Raw genomic sequence first — 17,997 nt, 5'->3', positions numbered from 1 at the left:
AGTTCAGTCGGTTAGAATACCTGCCTGTCACGCAGGGGGTCGCGGGTTCGAGTCCCGTCCGTTCCGCCACTTATTAAGACATTAAGCCTGCCTTACTGGCAGGCTTAATGGCAAAAAACTTTAGGGGCGTAGCTCAGTTGGTAGAGCACCGGTCTCCAAAACCGGGTGTCGCGAGTTCGAGTCTCTCCGCCCCTGCCATATATAATCCTTTGCTTCGGCAAAGGATTTTTTTTGCCCGTAATCCTGTAAAAACGCCTCTTCTTACTGTTCAGCCAGCATTCCTGCTGGCTGATGTATCAATCCATTACATTGATTTTTAATAGATCTTTTATCTGTGACTGCTTATCACTGTTTTGCAGCCAAATCGCATACAGCGGTCTGGTAAGCGTGGTGGAATCCAGCACCGTATGCAGCCCCGCTTTAGTGTCTGCCCAGCGAACAGGTAACCAGGTACAACCTCTAAGCAAGGGCAGTTGCTGACAGGCGATCTCCGCAGAGCTGGTCGTTAACTGTGGAACATCATCAGGTGCAATCAATCCCGTCTCATGCTGCTGAAAATCTGGCCCCCATTCGAGGCGCAAATAGGTCAGGTCTGCCTTCATCATCGACGGTTCAGAGGCATACAGCGCCAGGCCAAACTGACCGACGATCTGGCTGCTAAATTCGTCCATCTTGGGGGCTTCGGTTGTGATCAGAAGATCAAGCTGACGCTCATGAAGTTGCTTAACCAGCGACTGCCGTTGCGCAATCCTGGCTTCAAATTGCAGGTGGCTATGAGATTGATAAAGCCGGGTAAGCCACTGACTTAGCATACATTCCCACAGGGAAGCGCTGGCCCCTATCGAGAACTCATTATGCCTCGAAGTATGTGCAACCTCTTTGCGTGCCGCCTGCCAGGTATTCATCAGCGTTTCTGCGTACGGCAGCAGTTTTTCACCGGCGGGCGTGAGTCGAATATTGTTGCGATGGCGGGTAAAAAGATTCACACCCAGTTGATTTTCCAGCTGTCGAATACGAAAACTGACTGCTGACTGCGTCAGGTAAAGGGCTTCCGCTGCTCGCCCAAAGTGGCGTGTTCTGCTCACTTCAAGGAAAGTTTTAAGCAATTCCGTATCCACATCTTTCTCCGCAAAATTATTTGTCGTTATGATTTAAATGTTTTGTTTTACACTCTGTCAAGCGTAACTAATACTCCGCGCCATAAATAGCTCGGCCAAAGAATTAGGAGCGTGTAGGATGGCGGAAAGCTTTACGACGACTAATCGTTTTTTCGACAATAAACATTATCCGCGCGGGTTCTCTCGTCACGGCGATTTCACCATCAAAGAAGCTCAACTGCTTGAGCGCCATGGTTATGCCTTTAACGAGCTGGATCTGGGTAAGCGTGAACCTGCAACCGAAGACGAAAAACAGTTTGTTTCTGTTTGCCGTGGTGAGCGTGAGCCGCAGTCTGAAGCGGAACGTGTGTGGATCAAGTATATGGCACGCATTAAGCGTCCAAAGCGCTTCCATACGCTGTCTGGCGGTAAGCCGCAGATGGAAGGTGCAGAAGACTACACCGAGTCTGATGACTAAGATGATAAGAAGGGGCTACGGCCCCTTTTTTTATGCCAGCAACTTCTGCAGATGCAGCAGCAAACGATCGATAGCGCGATAGCTCAGCGCCTCCTGCAAGTGTTTCCTCTCAATGTCAGTACATCCCTCCACGTCAGCAATGGTTCTGGCCACTTTTAGCAAACGCTGCCACGCACGTATAGATAGCCCAAAGCGCGTCAACGTCTCCTCCAGCCATACCGCATCCTCACTGTTAAGGGCACAAAACTGCCGGATGCCGGCATTATCCAGCCGCGCATTTAGCCTGTTCTGGCGAGTGTACTGTCGTGCATGGGCGGCGATCACCCGCTCGCGTACCTTCGCAGAGCTTTCACCCGTGATGCCCGTCTGCCTGAGCAGGCCCGGAGGAGGAAGCGGGATTTCGAGAGATAAATCGAAACGGTCGAGGAACGGACCGGATAACTTTCCCAGATAGCGCAGCGTCTGCTCCGGCGTACAGCGGTTATGGTTGCCCTGGTAGTGGCCCGTCGGGCTGGGATTCATCGCAGCGACCAGTTGAAACTGTGCGGGATAGCTTATTTTGGCCCGCGTGCGCGAGATATGTATTTCGCCAGATTCAATAGGTTCTCTCAGCGCATCCAGCACGCGGCGCTCAAACTCGGGCAGCTCATCGAGAAACAGAATGCCATTGTGCGCCAGTGAGATCTCTCCCGGCCCGGGGATAGACCCGCCGCCGACCATTGCCGTCAGTGAAGCGCTATGATGTGGGGAACGAAAAGGACGACGGCGCCACTGTTTTTGCAACGATGCAGAACTGATGAGGCTATATATGGCGGCGCTTTCCAGCGCTTCATGGTTATTGAGCGGTGGAAGTAACCCGCTCAGCCTGCTCGCCAGCATCGTTTTCCCCGTACCTGGCGGGCCAATCAACAGAAGATTGTGTCCACCTGCGGCCGTAATCTCCAGCGCCCGCTTCCCTTGCTCCTGTCCCATAATCTCGCTGAGATCCTCCGGGACGTCGGCTATAACCTCGTCACACTCCTCCGGTTCGGACAGTTCATGTCGTCCTTCCAGCCAGGCACAAACTTCCTGTAAATGTCCCGCGATGAGGCATCCTTTTTCCGCGATAAGACTCACTTCTGATGCGTTTTCATTGGCCACAATGATTTGCCGGCCTGCTCGTATGGCCTCCAGCGCTCCTGATATCGCGCCGGGAACGCCTCTCAGCGCGCCTGTGAGCGCGAGTTCACCCACGAACTCATACGAGCCTAGCCTTGTCGTATTAAGCTGCTCAGAAGCCGCGAGAAGGGCAATTGCGATAGGTAAATCGTATCGTCCCCCTTCTTTAGGCAGGTCGGCGGGAGCAAGGTTGATGGTGATCTTCTTCGCAGGGAAGGTATAACCGCTATTTATTATTGCGCTACGGACGCGATCCCTGGCTTCTTTAACCGTCGTTTCAGGTAACCCGACAAGCGTGAGTCCGGGCAGCCCATTACTCAAATGCACCTCTACGGAAACGAGCGGTGCCTTTACCCCGAGGGCCGCACGCGTATAAACAACTGACAGTGACATTTGCACTACCTCCTGGTGTGACTATGTCAGTGCTCGTTATGTTTGTTTATTGCCATTTCGTGAATTTACGCCGCTTGTTCAGGGATTTTAATGGCGCATTGCAACAATTTCATAATCGTGGAAAGCTCCTCGCAGAACGAAAAAAATCCTGTTTTGACGGTTAGCACCACAGTAAAAAAATGAAAAATATTCATTTTCTAATTTCCGTATATAAAACAACGCTTTTAAGAAATATGATTCGCGGGCTAACCAAATCCGTCATAAATAAATCTTGTGTTTAATTTGAAAACTGTGATACCTCTTTAGGTATTCCTTCGAACAAGATGCAAAAAGAACTGAAAATGACAGCCCTTCTACGAGTGATTAGCCTGGTCGTGATTAGCGTGGTGGTGATTATTATCCCACCGTGCGGGGCTGCACTTGGACGAGGAAAGGCTTAGAAATCAAGCCTTAACGAACTAAGACCCCCGCACCGAAAGGTCCGGGGGTTTTTTTATGACTAAAAAACGCAGATGAGGAGCAGAGAATGACGACTAGCACAAAATTCTGTTTCTCCCGATTTATGACGGGGAACTAACTATGAATGGGGCACAGTGGGTAGTACATGCGTTGCGCGCGCAGGGAGTCGAGACAGTATTCGGTTATCCAGGTGGCGCAATTATGCCGATTTACGATGCACTGTATGACGGCGGCGTGGAACATCTCTTGTGCCGACACGAGCAGGGCGCAGTGATGGCGGCCATTGGTTACGCCCGCGCGACCGGTAAAACCGGCGTGTGTATGGCGACGTCAGGCCCTGGCGCAACTAACCTGATCACCGGCCTGGCTGACGCGCTGCTGGATTCTGTTCCCGTTGTCGCCATCACCGGGCAGGTGGCGTCTCCGTTCATCGGTACCGACGCTTTTCAGGAGGTCGATGTACTGGGTTTATCGCTGGCCTGCACCAAACACAGTTTCCTCGTTCAGTCTCTGGAAGAGCTGCCGCGCGTCATGGCTGAAGCATTCGAGGTAGCCAGCTCCGGCCGCCCTGGCCCGGTTCTGGTGGATATCCCGAAAGATATCCAGGTCGCACTCGGCGAACTGGAGCCGCACTTCTCCACCGTTCGAAGCGACGACGCGTTTCCGCATGCGGCAGTTGAAGAGGCGCGTCAGATGCTGGCGCAGGCAAAACAGCCGATGCTGTACGTTGGCGGTGGCGTAGGCATGGCGCAGGCCGTTCCCGCCCTGCGTGAATTTATTGCGGTAACGCAAATGCCTGCCACCTGCACGCTGAAAGGGTTGGGTGCGGTAGATGCAGACTACCCGTACTATCTGGGCATGCTCGGGATGCACGGCACTAAAGCGGCAAACCTGGCGGTGCAGGCGTGCGATCTGCTCATCGCCGTCGGTGCCCGTTTTGACGACCGCGTTACCGGCAAGCTGAATACCTTTGCGCCGAACGCCAAGGTCATCCATATGGATATCGACCCGGCGGAGATGAACAAGCTGCGTCAGGCGCACGTCGCACTGCAGGGCGATCTCAACGCGCTGTTACCGGCATTGCAGCAGCCGCTGGATATCAACGCATGGCGTCAGCACACCGCCGATATGCGCGCTGAACACGCCTGGCGTTACGATCACCCGGGCGAGGCCATCTACGCGCCGCTGCTGTTGAAGCAGTTGTCCGACCGTAAACCGGCAAACAGCGTGGTGACGACCGATGTCGGCCAGCATCAGATGTGGTCAGCCCAGCACATGACCTACACCCGTCCGGAGAATTTCATCACGTCCAGCGGGTTAGGGACGATGGGCTTCGGTCTGCCAGCCGCCGTTGGCGCACAGGTTGCCCGCCCGAACGATACCGTAATCTGTATCTCCGGTGACGGCTCCTTCATGATGAACGTTCAGGAGCTCGGCACCGTTAAGCGCAAGCAGTTACCGCTGAAAATCGTCTTGCTCGACAACCAGCGTTTAGGGATGGTTCGCCAGTGGCAACAGCTGTTCTTCCAGGAGCGTTACAGCGAAACGACCCTTACCGATAACCCCGATTTCCTCACGCTGGCCAGCGCTTTTGGCATCCCTGGTCAGCACATCACCCGTAAAGATCAGGTTGAAGCGGCGCTCGACACCATGCTGAACAGCGAGGGGCCTTACCTGCTTCATGTCTCAATCGACGAACTCGAGAACGTCTGGCCGCTGGTACCGCCTGGTGCCAGTAACTCACAAATGATGGAGAAATTATCATGATGCAGCATCAGGTCGCCGTACAGGCTCGCTTCAACCCGGAAACCTTAGAGCGCGTTTTGCGTGTGGTGCGTCATCGTGGTTTTCAGATTTGCTCTATGAATATGGAGACGGCCACTGACGCCCAAAACATCAGTATCGAATTAACCGTTGCCAGCCCGCGGTCGGTCGACTTACTGTTTAGTCAGTTATCAAAGCTGGTAGACGTTGCCCATGTTGCCATCTGCCAGAGCACAACCACATCACAACAAATCCGCGCTTAAGCGTGACAGGACGAAAAAATGACGACAAAAAAAGCTGATTACATTTGGTTCAACGGTGAGATGGTTCGCTGGGAGGACGCGAAGGTCCACGTGATGTCCCACGCACTGCATTACGGTACCTCCGTGTTTGAAGGCATCCGCTGCTACGATTCTCACAAAGGGCCAGTGGTGTTCCGCCATCGCGAACACATGCAGCGTCTGCATGACTCAGCCAAAATTTATCGTTTCCCGGTATCTCAGAGCGTGGATGAGCTGATGGAAGCCTGTCGCGACGTGATCCGTAAGAACAACCTGACCAGCGCCTATATTCGTCCTCTGGTCTTCGTGGGCGACGTCGGTATGGGCGTGAACCCGCCAGCGGGCTATACCACGGATGTGATCATTGCCGCGTTCCCGTGGGGGGCCTACCTGGGCGCAGAAGCCCTGGAGCAGGGGATCGACGCAATGGTCTCTTCCTGGAATCGCGTTGCGCCAAACACCATCCCGACCGCCGCGAAAGCAGGCGGTAACTACCTTTCTTCCCTGCTGGTCGGTAGCGAAGCGCGCCGTCACGGCTACCAGGAAGGTATCGCGCTCGATGTAAATGGCTACATCTCCGAAGGCGCAGGTGAAAACCTGTTTGAAGTGAAAGACGGCATTCTGTTTACACCGCCATTCACCTCGTCTGCGCTGCCGGGCATCACCCGTGACGCCATCATCAAGCTGGCGAAAGACCTCGGTATCGAAGTGCGCGAGCAGGTGCTGTCCCGCGAATCTCTCTATCTGGCCGATGAAGTGTTTATGTCCGGTACCGCGGCTGAAATCACGCCGGTACGCAGCGTAGACGGTATCCAGGTGGGCGAAGGCCGCTGTGGCCCGGTCACCAAACGCATTCAGCAAGCGTTCTTTGGCCTCTTCACCGGCGAAACAGAAGATAAATACGGCTGGTTGGATCAGGTTAATCACTAAATATAAATTTGGGACGGCACGCACCGTCCCATTACATAGTCAGACGGGAGTAAATAAAGCATGCCTAAGTATCGTTCAGCCACCACCACCCACGGCCGTAACATGGCGGGTGCCCGCGCACTGTGGCGCGCCACCGGAATGACCGACGCCGATTTCGGCAAGCCAATTATCGCCGTGGTGAACTCCTTCACCCAGTTCGTACCGGGCCATGTGCACTTGCGCGATCTGGGTAAGCTGGTTGCCGAGCAAATCGAGGCCTCCGGCGGCGTGGCGAAAGAGTTCAACACCATTGCGGTGGATGACGGTATCGCGATGGGCCACGGGGGCATGCTCTATTCACTGCCGTCGCGCGAGCTGATCGCCGACTCGGTGGAGTACATGGTTAACGCCCACTGCGCCGATGCAATGGTCTGTATCTCCAACTGCGACAAAATCACCCCGGGGATGCTGATGGCCTCCCTGCGCCTGAATATTCCGGTGATCTTCGTCTCCGGTGGCCCGATGGAAGCGGGGAAAACCAAGCTCTCCGACAAAATCATCAAGCTCGACCTGGTTGATGCGATGATTCAGGGGGCAGATCCGAAGGTTTCTGACGAGCAGAGCGATCAGGTGGAACGCTCCGCGTGTCCGACCTGCGGCTCCTGTTCCGGTATGTTCACGGCGAACTCCATGAACTGCCTGACCGAAGCGCTGGGTCTGTCTCAGCCGGGCAACGGCTCGCTGCTGGCGACCCATGCCGACCGTAAGCAGCTGTTCCTCAATGCCGGTAAACGTATCGTTGAGCTGACTAAGCGCTACTACGAGCAGGACGACGCCAGCGCGCTGCCGCGCAGCATCGCCAGTAAAGCGGCATTCGAGAACGCCATGACCCTGGATATCGCCATGGGCGGTTCCACCAACACCGTTCTGCACCTGCTGGCCGCCGCGCAGGAAGCCGAAATCGACTTCACCATGAGCGACATCGACAAGCTCTCCCGTAAAGTGCCGCAGCTGTGTAAGGTCGCGCCAAGTACGCAGAAGTACCACATGGAAGACGTGCACCGTGCCGGTGGCGTCATCGGTATCCTCGGCGAGCTGGATCGCGCCGGGCTACTGAACCGTGACGTGAAAAACGTGCTCGGCCTGACGCTGCCGGAATCGCTGGACCAGTACGACGTGATGCTGACCAAAGACGACGCGGTGAAAAAAATGTTCCGCGCCGGTCCTGCCGGTATTCGTACCACGCAGGCATTCTCGCAGGATTGCCGCTGGGACACCCTGGACGATGACCGCGCCGAAGGCTGCATCCGCTCGCTGGAACACGCCTACAGCAAAGACGGCGGTCTGGCCGTGCTGTACGGTAACTTTGCGGAAAATGGCTGCATCGTGAAGACCGCTGGCGTGGACGACAGCATCCTGAAATTCACCGGTCCGGCGAAAGTGTACGAAAGCCAGGATGAAGCGGTAGACGCTATCCTGGGCGGTAAAGTGGTGGAAGGCGATGTGGTTGTCATCCGTTATGAAGGGCCAAAAGGCGGCCCGGGTATGCAGGAGATGCTCTACCCAACTACCTTCCTGAAATCGATGGGCCTCGGTAAAGCCTGCGCGCTGATCACCGACGGGCGTTTCTCCGGCGGGACCTCTGGTCTCTCCATCGGTCACGTTTCGCCGGAAGCGGCAAGCGGCGGCAACATCGCCATCATCGAAGACGGCGACCTGATCGAAATCGACATTCCGAATCGCGGCATTCAGCTCAAGCTGAGCGACCAGGAGATCGCGGCCCGTCGTGAAGCGCAGGAAGCGCGCGGCGACAAAGCCTGGACGCCGAAAGACCGTCAGCGTGAAGTCTCCTTCGCCCTGCGCGCCTATGCGAGCCTTGCCACCAGTGCAGATAAAGGCGCGGTGCGCGATAAATCGAAACTTGGGGGCTAACGATGGCCGAGTCGCAACCCTTATCCGCCGCCCCAGAGGGGGCGGAATATCTGAGAGCGGTGCTTCGCGCGCCGGTCTATGAAGCCGTGCAGGTCACCCCCCTGCAGAAAATGGAAAAACTCTCTTCGCGCCTCGACAACGTCATTCTGGTGAAGCGCGAAGATCGTCAGCCGGTGCACAGCTTTAAGCTGCGCGGCGCCTACGCGATGATGGCCGGTCTGACCGACGAGCAAAAAGCGCGCGGCGTGATTACCGCCTCGGCAGGTAACCATGCGCAAGGCGTGGCGTTCTCGTCTGCCCGTCTGGGGCTGAAAGCACTGATCGTGATGCCGGTTGCTACCGCAGACATCAAGGTCGACGCGGTGCGCGGTTTCGGCGGCGAAGTCTTACTCCACGGGGCCAACTTTGACGAAGCCAAAGCCAAAGCGATTGAGCTGGCGCAGCAGCAGGGGTTCACCTGGGTGCCGCCGTTCGACCACCCGATGGTGATTGCCGGGCAGGGGACGCTGGCGCTTGAACTGCTGCAGCAGGATGCCCATCTCGACCGCGTCTTTGTCCCGGTGGGCGGCGGCGGTTTAGCCGCAGGCGTGGCGGTGCTGATCAAACAGCTGATGCCGCAGATCAAAGTCATTGCCGTGGAAGCGGAAGACTCCGCCTGCCTGAAAGCGGCGCTGGATGCCGGGCATCCGGTCGACCTGCCGCGCGTCGGGCTGTTTGCCGAGGGCGTGGCGGTGAAGCGTATTGGCGATGAAACGTTCCGCCTGTGCCGGGAATATCTTGACGATATCGTCACGGTGGATAGCGATGCCATCTGCGCGGCGATGAAAGATCTGTTCGAAGACGTGCGTGCAGTGGCGGAACCGTCCGGCGCGCTGGCGCTGGCGGGGATGAAAAAATACATCGCGCAGCACAACATTCGTGGCGAGCGTCTGGCGCACGTGCTTTCCGGCGCCAACGTTAACTTCCACGGCCTGCGCTATGTTTCCGAGCGCTGCGAGCTGGGCGAACAGCGTGAAGCGCTGCTGGCGGTGACCATTCCGGAAGAGAAGGGCAGCTTCCTGAAGTTCTGTCAGCTGCTGGGCGGTCGTTCGGTGACGGAATTTAACTACCGTTTTGCCGATGCCAAAGATGCCTGCATTTTTGTCGGCGTGCGTCTGAGCCGTGGCGTGGAGGAGCGCAAAGAGATCCTCAACCTGCTGCATGAGGGCGGCTATAGCGTGGTCGATCTCTCCGACGATGAGATGGCGAAGCTGCACGTGCGTTACATGGTCGGCGGCCGCCCTTCGAAGCCGCTCAAGGAACGCCTGTTCAGCTTTGAGTTCCCGGAATCGCCGGGCGCGCTGCTCAAGTTCCTGCACACGCTGGGCACGCACTGGAACATCTCCCTTTTCCACTACCGCAGCCACGGCACCGACTACGGCCGCGTGCTGGCGGCGTTTGAACTGGGCGAGCACGAGCCCGATTTCGAAACGCGGCTGAACGAGCTGGGCTATGAGTGTCACGACGAAACCCATAACCCGGCGTTCCGGTTCTTCCTGGCAGGCTAGTGGTAGAGCTGCGCGAAGGCCGGGTAAGCGTAGCGCCACCCGGCTTCAGTGGTTCGGCAATATCGTCCAGAACGCATCAATAAGCGGCTCATGCAGCCGCTTTTTTTGTGCGCATACGCCAAGCTCAAACGGCGTCTTCTCGTCGCTGCGTTCCAGAATCATCACGCGATTGCGCACCGGTTCCGGGCTATTTTCCAGCACCACTTCCGGCAGCAGCGCCACGCCGCAGCCGAGCGCCACCATCGACACCATCGCCTCATGACCGCTGACGGTAGCGTAAATCGACGGGTTGCTGATTTTCTGGCGACGGAACCACAGCTCAATGCGACGTCGCACCGGCCCCTGATCGGCCATGATAAACGGCACCGTCGACCAGTCCGGTTTTTCCACCGACACCTGGTTACGCACCGGGCAGGGCAGCGCCGGGGCAATCAGCACCACCGCCAGATTCTCCAGCATCGAGAACGCTACCGCGCCCGGCAGGGTTTCCGGCTTCCCGGCAATGGCGAGATCCGCTTCGCCCGTCACCACTTTTTCCATTGCGTCGGCGGCGTCACCGGTAGTGAGCTTAATTTCAACTGACGGATGCGCCGCGCGGAAGCGGTCAAGGATGGGCGGCAGATGGCTGTAGGCGGCGGTCACGGAGCAAAAAATATGCAGTTCACCGGAGAGTGACGGCCCCTGCTGATCGATAGAGTGCCGCAGTTGCTGGTACTGTAACAGCGTCTGCTGGGCAAAAATGCGCAGCTCTTCGCCCGCTTCCGTGAGGGTGACGGTGCGGTTATCGCGCACGAACAGCGGCTGGCCAAGGTCTTCCTCAAGGCGTTGGATCTGGCGCGACAGCGTGGAGGGGCTAACGTGCATCGCCCGCGCGCTGCGGCCAAAATGACGGCTTTCCGCCAGGTGAAGAAACATTTTCAGATCGCGTAAATCCACCGATTCCACTCCCTCTTTTTACATTGCAAAAATTGCAATGTGACGTTGTGAATATATCAATTTCCGCAATAAATTTCCTGTTGTAATGTGGGTACATTCTCGCTGAAACGCGAACCGAACAATAAGACACACAACATCACGAGGTATCACCCATGGCTAACTACTTTAATACACTGAACTTGCGCCAGCAGCTGGCGCAGCTGGGCAAATGCCGCTTCATGGCGCGCGACGAATTTGCCGATGGCGCAAGCTACCTTCAGGGTAAAAAAGTGGTCATCGTCGGCTGTGGCGCACAGGGTCTGAACCAGGGCCTGAACATGCGTGACTCCGGTCTGGATATCTCCTACGCCCTGCGCAAAGAAGCGATTGCCGAGAAGCGCGCTTCATGGCGTAAAGCGACCGAAAACGGCTTCAAAGTGGGTACCTACGAAGAGCTGATCCCGCAGGCGGATCTGGTGGTTAACCTGACGCCGGACAAGCAGCACTCTGACGTAGTGCGTTCCGTACAGCCGCTGATGAAAGACGGTGCCGCGCTGGGTTACTCCCACGGCTTTAACATCGTTGAAGTGGGCGAGCAGATCCGTAAAGACATCACCGTGGTGATGGTGGCACCGAAGTGCCCGGGTACCGAAGTACGTGAAGAGTACAAGCGTGGTTTCGGCGTGCCGACCCTGATCGCGGTACACCCGGAAAACGATCCGAAAGGCGAAGGTATGGCGATTGCCAAAGCATGGGCAGCGGCGACCGGCGGCCACCGTGCGGGCGTGCTGGAATCTTCCTTCGTTGCTGAAGTGAAATCTGACCTGATGGGCGAGCAGACCATCCTGTGCGGCATGCTGCAGGCCGGTTCTCTGCTGTGCTTCGATAAGCTGGTGGAAGAGGGTACCGACCCGGCATACGCGGAAAAACTGATTCAGTTCGGCTGGGAAACCATCACCGAAGCGCTGAAGCAGGGCGGTATTACGCTGATGATGGACCGTCTGTCCAACCCGGCAAAACTGCGTGCTTACGCGTTGTCTGAACAGCTGAAAACCATCATGGCGCCGCTGTTCCAGAAACATATGGACGACATCATCTCCGGCGAGTTCTCTTCCGGCATGATGGCGGACTGGGCGAACGACGATAAGAAACTGCTGACCTGGCGTGAAGAGACCGGTAAAACCGCGTTCGAAACCGCGCCACAGTATGAAGGTAAAATCGGCGAGCAGGAGTACTTCGATAAAGGCGTCCTGATGATCGCGATGGTGAAAGCAGGCGTTGAGCTGGCGTTCGAAACCATGGTGGATTCCGGCATCATCGAAGAGTCTGCGTACTACGAATCACTGCACGAGCTGCCGCTGATTGCGAACACCATCGCTCGTAAGCGTCTGTACGAAATGAACGTGGTGATCTCTGATACCGCAGAATACGGTAACTACCTGTTCTCTTACGCCTGCGTACCGCTGCTGAAAGAGTTTATGACCACTCTGCAGACGGGCGATCTGGGTAAAGCGATTGCAGAAGGTGCCGTGGACAACGCGCAGCTGCGCGATGTGAACGAAGCGATTCGCAGCCACCAGATCGAGAAAGTGGGCCACAAACTGCGTGGCTACATGACCGATATGAAGCGTATCGCGGTAGCGGGTTAACAACTTTGTCGGGTGGCGCTTCGCTTACCCGACCTACAAAACCGTAAGATGTAGGCCGGGTAAGGCGCAGCCGCCACCCGGCTTTTTTATTTGCGATACAGCACTTTAATCACGTGGTAGCCGAACTGCGTGTGCAGCGGGCCGGTTGGCTCCAGCACCGGGCAGGAGAAGACCACTTTATCGAACGCCGGTACCATCTGACCCTGGCGGAATTCACCCAGATCGCCACCGCGTTTGCCTGACGGACAGATAGAGTGCTTCTTCGCCAGTTTGCCGAAGTCGGCGCCGTTTTTGATCTGCTCCAGAAGATCCAGAGCCAGTTTCTCTTCTTTAACAAGAATATGCAGTGCTGCTGCTGTTTTTGCCATGATCGTGCCTTGAGTGGTATGGATTAGGCTCGCTATACTACCACGCTGTTATTCTCCCCTCCTGACTTTCATTGAGTGATCATTTATGCGTTTAAACCCCGGACAACAACAAGCCGTCGAATTTGTCACCGGACCGTGTCTGGTGCTGGCGGGGGCTGGATCCGGTAAAACCCGCGTGATCACCAACAAAATTGCGCACCTGATCCGCGGCTGTGGCTATCAGGCCCGGCACATTGCGGCGGTGACGTTTACCAATAAAGCGGCGCGTGAGATGAAAGAGCGTGTCGGCCAGACGCTGGGGCGCAAAGAGGCGCGCGGCCTGATGATCTCCACCTTCCACACGCTGGGGCTGGATATCATCAAGCGCGAGTATGCGGCGCTGGGCATGAAGTCCAACTTCTCCCTCTTTGATGACACCGACCAGGTGGCGTTGCTCAAAGAGCTCACCGAGGGGCTGATCGAAGATGACAAGGTGCTGTTGCAGCAGCTGATCTCGACGATCTCGAACTGGAAAAACGATCTGATGACCCCGGCCCAGGCCGCGGCGATCGCCAAAGGCGAACGGGATCGCATCTTTGCCCACTGCTATGGTCTGTACGATGCGCACATGAAAGCGTGCAACGTGCTGGACTTCGACGACCTGATCCTGCTGCCGACGCTGCTGCTGCAGCGTAATGAAGAGGTTCGCGAGCGCTGGCAGAACAAAATCCGTTACCTGCTGGTGGATGAGTATCAGGACACCAACACCAGCCAGTACGAGCTGGTGAAGCTGCTGGTGGGGCAGCGTGCGCGTTTCACCGTGGTCGGCGATGATGACCAGTCAATTTACTCCTGGCGCGGCGCGCGTCCGCAAAACCTGGTGCTGCTGAGCAAAGATTTTCCGGCGCTGCAGGTGATTAAGCTGGAGCAGAACTACCGCTCCTCCGGGCGTATCCTGAAGGCCGCAAACATCCTGATTGCCAATAACCCGCACGTGTTTGAGAAGCGTCTCTTCTCCGAGCTGGGCTACGGGACGGAGCTGAAAGTGCTCAGCGCCAACAACGAAGAGCATGAAGCGGAGCGCGTCACCGGTGAACTGATCGCCCATCACTTCGTCAATAAAACCGAATATAAGGATTACGCGATCCTCTATCGCGGGAATCACCAGTCGCGCGTCTTTGAAAAGATGCTGATGCAGAACCGCATTCCGTACAAAATCTCGGGCGGGACCTCGTTCTTCTCACGGCCAGAGATCAAAGACCTGCTGGCCTATCTGCGCGTGCTCACTAACCCGGATGACGACAGCGCGTTTCTGCGTATTGTGAATACGCCAAAACGCGAGATTGGCCCGGCGACGCTGCAAAAACTCGGCGAGTGGGCGATGACGCGTAACAAAAGCCTGTTTACCGCCAGCTTCGACATGGGGCTAAGCCAGACATTAACCGGTCGCGGCTATGATTCGTTAACGCGATTCACCCACTGGCTCGGCGAAGTGCAGCGTCTCGCGGAGCGCGAGCCAGTGGCGGCGGTGCGCGATCTCATTCACGGCATCGACTATGAGTCCTGGCTGTACGAAACCTCGGCCAGCCCGAAAGCCGCTGAGATGCGCATGAAGAACGTTAACCAGCTCTTCAGCTGGATGACCGAAATGCTGGAAGGCTCTGAAATCGACGAGCCGATGACCCTGACACAGGTCGTCACCCGCTTTACCCTGCGCGACATGATGGAGCGCGGCGAGAGCGAAGAAGAGGCCGATCAGGTACAGCTGATGACGCTGCACGCGTCAAAAGGTCTGGAGTTCCCGTATGTCTATCTGGTCGGTATGGAAGAGGGGTTGTTACCGCATCAGAGCAGCATTGATGAAGACAACGTCGACGAGGAGCGCCGCCTGGCCTACGTGGGGATCACCCGCGCGCAGAAAGAGCTGACGTTCACACTGTGTAAAGAGCGCCGTCAGTATGGCGAACTTGTCCGCCCGGAGCCGAGCCGTTTCCTGCTGGAACTGCCGCAGGATGACCTGATCTGGGAGCAGGAACGCAAAGTAATTACTGCGGAAGAGCGGATGCACAAGGGGCAGGCTAACGTGGCGAACATTCGCGCCATGCTGGCAAAAGCCAAAGAGAAAGGATAAGGATGAGTAGGCCGGGTAAGGCGAAGCCGCCACCCGGCAATGTTCAGCGTATTACTTCACTTCCAGCACCCAGTGCACATAGCTCTGCCACTGGCACTCCTGATCGATCATCTCTGCCCCAAGCGGGTGACGTTCAATCCAGTTTTCCGGGAGCGTCAGCGACAGTTTTTCGTCATCAGCCACCAGGCCGATCGCAGGCAGCAAATCATCGCGACGGCGGCTGGCAAACAGAATCGCCAGACGCAGCAGGCGGCACAGATGTTCGGCCACGCGCGGCGGTACGGCGTTTTGCTGATGCAAAGACGAGAGATCGACGGCATTGGTCTGGTTCAGCAGCAGCGTTGCCAGTAATTTTTTCTGTGCGGGTGTATAGCCCGGTAAATCCAGGTTGCGCACCAGATACGCTGCATGAGCAGGAGCCTGCTTAAAATCAATACTCAGCCCCACTTCATGGAGCGCACAGGCGCTCAGCAGTAAATCGCGGCTCAGTGGTTCAAGATCCCAGACGTTAGCGACCTGATCGGCGAAGCGTGACGCCAGCTGCGATACGCGTCCTGCCTGATCGATATCAACCAGAAAACGACGCTGCACGTTGCGCAGGGTACGGCTGCGGATGTCCTGATCGACCGACAGATGCAGCATCCCGTAGACCAGACCTTCACGCAGCGCGCCGCCGGCCAGGGTCATACACTGGATGTTCAGTTCGGTGAAAATAGCGATCAGAATAGCCAGCCCGCTCGGGAAAACCAGCGCACGTTCGAGCGTCAGGCCTTCAATTTCCAGCTCTTCAAGGCGTCCACACTGAATGGCGCGCTGTTTTAGCTGCTGAAGCTTGGCAAGCGTAATCCGCTCGTCCATTCCCTGCGCCATCATGATTTCCTGCAGGGCCTGCACGGTGCCCGACGCACCCACGCAGACTTTCCAGCCGTGATAGCGCAGCTCGTCCATGACGGGACGTAGCACCTCGCGCGCCGCATTTTCTGCCTCGTCGAAGTTCTCTTTACCCAGATTACGATCGGTAAAGTAGCGCTCAAGCCAGGTCACGCAGCCCATAGACAGGCTGAACAGCGAGGTTGCCTGCGCGCCGGTGCCGGTCACCAGCTCGGTACTGGCACCGCCGATATCCACCACCAGGCGGCGATCGTCACCCCCTGTGGTATGTGCAACCCCCTGATAAATCAGGCGAGCTTCTTCTTCACCGCTGATAACCTGAACCGGGCAACCGAGAATTTCCTGCGCTCTGGCAATAAAATCCACGGCGTTAACCGCCAGGCGGAGTGTCGCGGTGGCGACGACGGTGATTTGGGCATGCGGGATATCCTGCAGACGCTCGGCAAAGAGTCGCAGACACTGCCAGCCACGTTCCATGGCTTCAGGTGAGAGGTGATTATCGCTGCTCAGGCCCGCCGCGAGGCGGACCTTGCGCTTAATGCGCGTCAGCGTTTGTATGCTTCCTGCCACCTCGCGCACAACCAGCATATGAAAACTATTCGAACCGAGATCGATTGCTGCATAAAGCGAGGTGGAGCTGAGCATATTTTCTTAACCTGAACGACGACGATTACGCGGTGCGCCGCCTGAACGACGCGGTCCATTGCCGGAGCGTGGGCGGGTTAGACGCTTAGGCGGCGGCAGTTCGCTTAACAGCGCTTCCGGATTGTATTTGCTCTGCGGAATAGAGTGACCGATATAGGTCTCAATGGCCGGAAGATTCAGCGCATACTCTTCACACGCAAGGCTAATCGAATGACCACTTGCGCCCGCACGACCGGTACGACCGATACGGTGTACGTAGTCTTCACAGTCGTCTGGCAGATCGTAGTTAAAGACGTGCGTTACGGCTGGAATGTGTAAACCACGTGCAGCCACGTCGGTGGCGACCAGAATATCGAGATCGCCACGGGTGAACTCTTCGAGAATTCGCAGGCGTTTTTTCTGCGCGACGTCGCCAGTCAACAGGCCAACACGGTGGCCGTCTGCAGCCAGATGGCCCCAGATGTCTTCACAGCGGTGTTTGGTGTTCGCGAAGATAATGGCGCGATCTGGCCACTCTTCTTCAATCAGCGTTTGCAGCAGGCGCATCTTCTCTTCATTCGAAGGATAGAAGAGCTCTTCTTTAATGCGGTGACCCGTTTTCTGCTCCGGTTCCACTTCCACGTACTCGGCGTTGTTCATCTGTTCGAACGCCAGTTCGCGCACACGGTAGGAGAGGGTTGCAGAGAACAGCATATTCAGGCGCTGGGTAGCCGGAGGCATACGACGGAACAGCCAGCGGATGTCTTTAATGAAGCCCAGATCGTACATGCGGTCAGCTTCATCGAGCACCACAACCTGGATGGCACCGAGGTTAATGTGGTTCTGTTTGGCGTAATCGATAAGACGGCCGGTGGTACCGATCAGGATATCCACACCGCTTTCCAGTACTTTCAGCTGTTTATCGTAGCCGTCGCCGCCATAGGCCAGGCCCAGCTTCAGGCCGGTAGCCTGCGCCAGGGGTTCAGCGTCTGCGTGGATCTGTACCGCCAGTTCTCGCGTCGGGGCCATAATTAGCGCGCGCGGCTGGTTAACTTTGCGGTCTGCAATCGCTGGGTGAGAAAGTAAATAATGAAACGTTGACGTTAAAAACGCCATCGTTTTGCCGGTACCGGTTTGCGCCTGCCCGGCAACATCGCGACCGGCCAGCGTCAGCGGCAGCGCGAGGGCCTGAATGGGCGTGCAGTTATGAAACCCTTTATTTTCAAGGGCTTCAATCACCTTCGGGTGCAGCGCGAAGTCGGAAAACTTCTGTTCTGTTAAATGTGTTTTGCTCATAGTGTGGTAGAATATCAGCTTACTATTGCTTTACGAAAGCGTATCCGGTGAAATAAAGTCAACCTTTAGTTGGTTAATGCGACATCAACACGTCGTTGGTGGAGACAAAACCAACGTACCAGGCTT

The 17,997-nt window shown here is 56.5% G+C and carries 16 protein-coding genes and 1 tRNA gene; 11 read left to right on the top strand and 6 right to left on the bottom strand.

Annotation, left to right across the window (positions count from 1 at the left end; genetic code table 11):
- Window positions 1–122 precede the first annotated feature (122 nt).
- Window positions 123–198, top strand: a tRNA-Trp gene (locus LJA86_RS21980).
- A gap of 98 nt (window positions 199–296) precedes the next feature.
- On the opposite strand, the gene hdfR is transcribed toward LJA86_RS21980, so the two are convergent.
- Window positions 297–1,118, bottom strand: coding sequence for an HTH-type transcriptional regulator HdfR (gene hdfR, locus LJA86_RS21975; RefSeq protein WP_032675646.1), 822 nt, complete (start codon window positions 1,116–1,118; stop codon window positions 297–299).
- Between the two features lie 118 nt (window positions 1,119–1,236).
- Here hdfR and LJA86_RS21970 point away from each other — a divergent pair, with 118 nt between their 5' ends.
- On the top strand, window positions 1,237–1,575 hold the full coding sequence (locus LJA86_RS21970; protein ID WP_008501577.1) for a DUF413 domain-containing protein: 339 nt from the start codon (window positions 1,237–1,239) through the stop codon (window positions 1,573–1,575).
- 30 nt (window positions 1,576–1,605) lie between these two features.
- Here LJA86_RS21970 and LJA86_RS21965 read toward each other — a convergent pair whose 3' ends face one another.
- A complete protein-coding gene (locus tag LJA86_RS21965; protein ID WP_048226924.1) occupies window positions 1,606–3,126 on the bottom strand; it encodes a YifB family Mg chelatase-like AAA ATPase in 1,521 nt (506 codons plus the stop codon).
- A gap of 341 nt (window positions 3,127–3,467) precedes the next feature.
- On the opposite strand from LJA86_RS21965, the gene ilvL reads away from it, so the two are divergent.
- The 7 genes from ilvL (at window position 3,468) to ilvA (ending at window position 10,018) form a co-directional block, all read left to right on the top strand.
- A complete protein-coding gene (gene ilvL, locus LJA86_RS21960) occupies window positions 3,468–3,566 on the top strand; it encodes an ilv operon leader peptide (protein WP_001311244.1) in 99 nt (32 codons plus the stop codon).
- A gap of 86 nt (window positions 3,567–3,652) precedes the next feature.
- Complete coding sequence (gene ilvX, locus LJA86_RS21955; RefSeq protein ID WP_166792073.1) at window positions 3,653–3,703, top strand: peptide IlvX; 51 nt, start codon at window positions 3,653–3,655, stop codon at window positions 3,701–3,703.
- A 2-nt stretch (window positions 3,704–3,705) separates the two neighbouring features.
- A complete protein-coding gene (ilvG, locus tag LJA86_RS21950; RefSeq protein WP_045909249.1) occupies window positions 3,706–5,352 on the top strand; it encodes an acetolactate synthase 2 catalytic subunit in 1,647 nt (548 codons plus the stop codon).
- Window positions 5,349–5,612, top strand: coding sequence for an acetolactate synthase 2 small subunit (gene ilvM, locus LJA86_RS21945; RefSeq protein ID WP_006179206.1), 264 nt, complete (start codon window positions 5,349–5,351; stop codon window positions 5,610–5,612). The genes ilvG and ilvM overlap by 4 nt, the downstream gene beginning before the upstream one ends.
- Before the next feature lie 18 nt (window positions 5,613–5,630).
- Window positions 5,631–6,560, top strand: a complete 930-nt coding sequence (gene ilvE / locus LJA86_RS21940) for a branched-chain-amino-acid transaminase (RefSeq protein ID WP_023309654.1) — start codon at window positions 5,631–5,633, stop codon at window positions 6,558–6,560.
- Between the two features lie 60 nt (window positions 6,561–6,620).
- Window positions 6,621–8,471, top strand: a complete 1,851-nt coding sequence (gene ilvD / locus LJA86_RS21935) for a dihydroxy-acid dehydratase (protein WP_045909248.1) — start codon at window positions 6,621–6,623, stop codon at window positions 8,469–8,471.
- A 2-nt stretch (window positions 8,472–8,473) separates the two neighbouring features.
- Entirely contained in the window at window positions 8,474–10,018 is a 1,545-nt protein-coding gene (ilvA, locus tag LJA86_RS21930; RefSeq protein ID WP_023618949.1) for a threonine ammonia-lyase, biosynthetic, read from the top strand.
- A gap of 45 nt (window positions 10,019–10,063) precedes the next feature.
- Here the strand turns inward: ilvA and ilvY are convergent, their stop codons facing one another.
- Window positions 10,064–10,954, bottom strand: a complete 891-nt coding sequence (gene ilvY, locus LJA86_RS21925; RefSeq protein ID WP_008501572.1) for an HTH-type transcriptional activator IlvY — start codon at window positions 10,952–10,954, stop codon at window positions 10,064–10,066.
- A gap of 152 nt (window positions 10,955–11,106) precedes the next feature.
- Here ilvY and ilvC point away from each other — a divergent pair, with 152 nt between their 5' ends.
- Window positions 11,107–12,582: a ketol-acid reductoisomerase gene (gene ilvC, locus LJA86_RS21920; protein ID WP_021242831.1), complete on the top strand. Its 1,476-nt coding sequence runs from the start codon at window positions 11,107–11,109 to the stop codon at window positions 12,580–12,582.
- Between the two features lie 86 nt (window positions 12,583–12,668).
- Here the strand turns inward: ilvC and ppiC are convergent, their stop codons facing one another.
- A complete protein-coding gene (gene ppiC / locus LJA86_RS21915; RefSeq protein ID WP_008501570.1) occupies window positions 12,669–12,950 on the bottom strand; it encodes a peptidylprolyl isomerase PpiC in 282 nt (93 codons plus the stop codon).
- 85 nt (window positions 12,951–13,035) lie between these two features.
- Here ppiC and rep point away from each other — a divergent pair, with 85 nt between their 5' ends.
- Window positions 13,036–15,060: a DNA helicase Rep gene (gene rep, locus LJA86_RS21910; RefSeq protein ID WP_008501569.1), complete on the top strand. Its 2,025-nt coding sequence runs from the start codon at window positions 13,036–13,038 to the stop codon at window positions 15,058–15,060.
- A 51-nt stretch (window positions 15,061–15,111) separates the two neighbouring features.
- Here rep and gppA read toward each other — a convergent pair whose 3' ends face one another.
- Window positions 15,112–16,596: a guanosine-5'-triphosphate,3'-diphosphate diphosphatase gene (gene gppA, locus LJA86_RS21905; protein ID WP_032654053.1), complete on the bottom strand. Its 1,485-nt coding sequence runs from the start codon at window positions 16,594–16,596 to the stop codon at window positions 15,112–15,114.
- Window positions 16,597–16,602: 6 nt separating this feature from the next.
- Entirely contained in the window at window positions 16,603–17,871 is a 1,269-nt protein-coding gene (gene rhlB / locus LJA86_RS21900; RefSeq protein ID WP_048030801.1) for an ATP-dependent RNA helicase RhlB, read from the bottom strand.
- Window positions 17,872–17,997: the final 126 nt, after the last annotated feature.

This window comes from Enterobacter sp. TCD1-1 (assembly GCF_020567405.1).
GTDB classification, from domain to species: Bacteria; Pseudomonadota; Gammaproteobacteria; order Enterobacterales; family Enterobacteriaceae; genus Enterobacter; species Enterobacter quasiroggenkampii.
The sequence above is the reverse complement of the archived record's forward strand: the minus strand, read 5'-3'. Positions and strand labels throughout refer to the sequence as shown.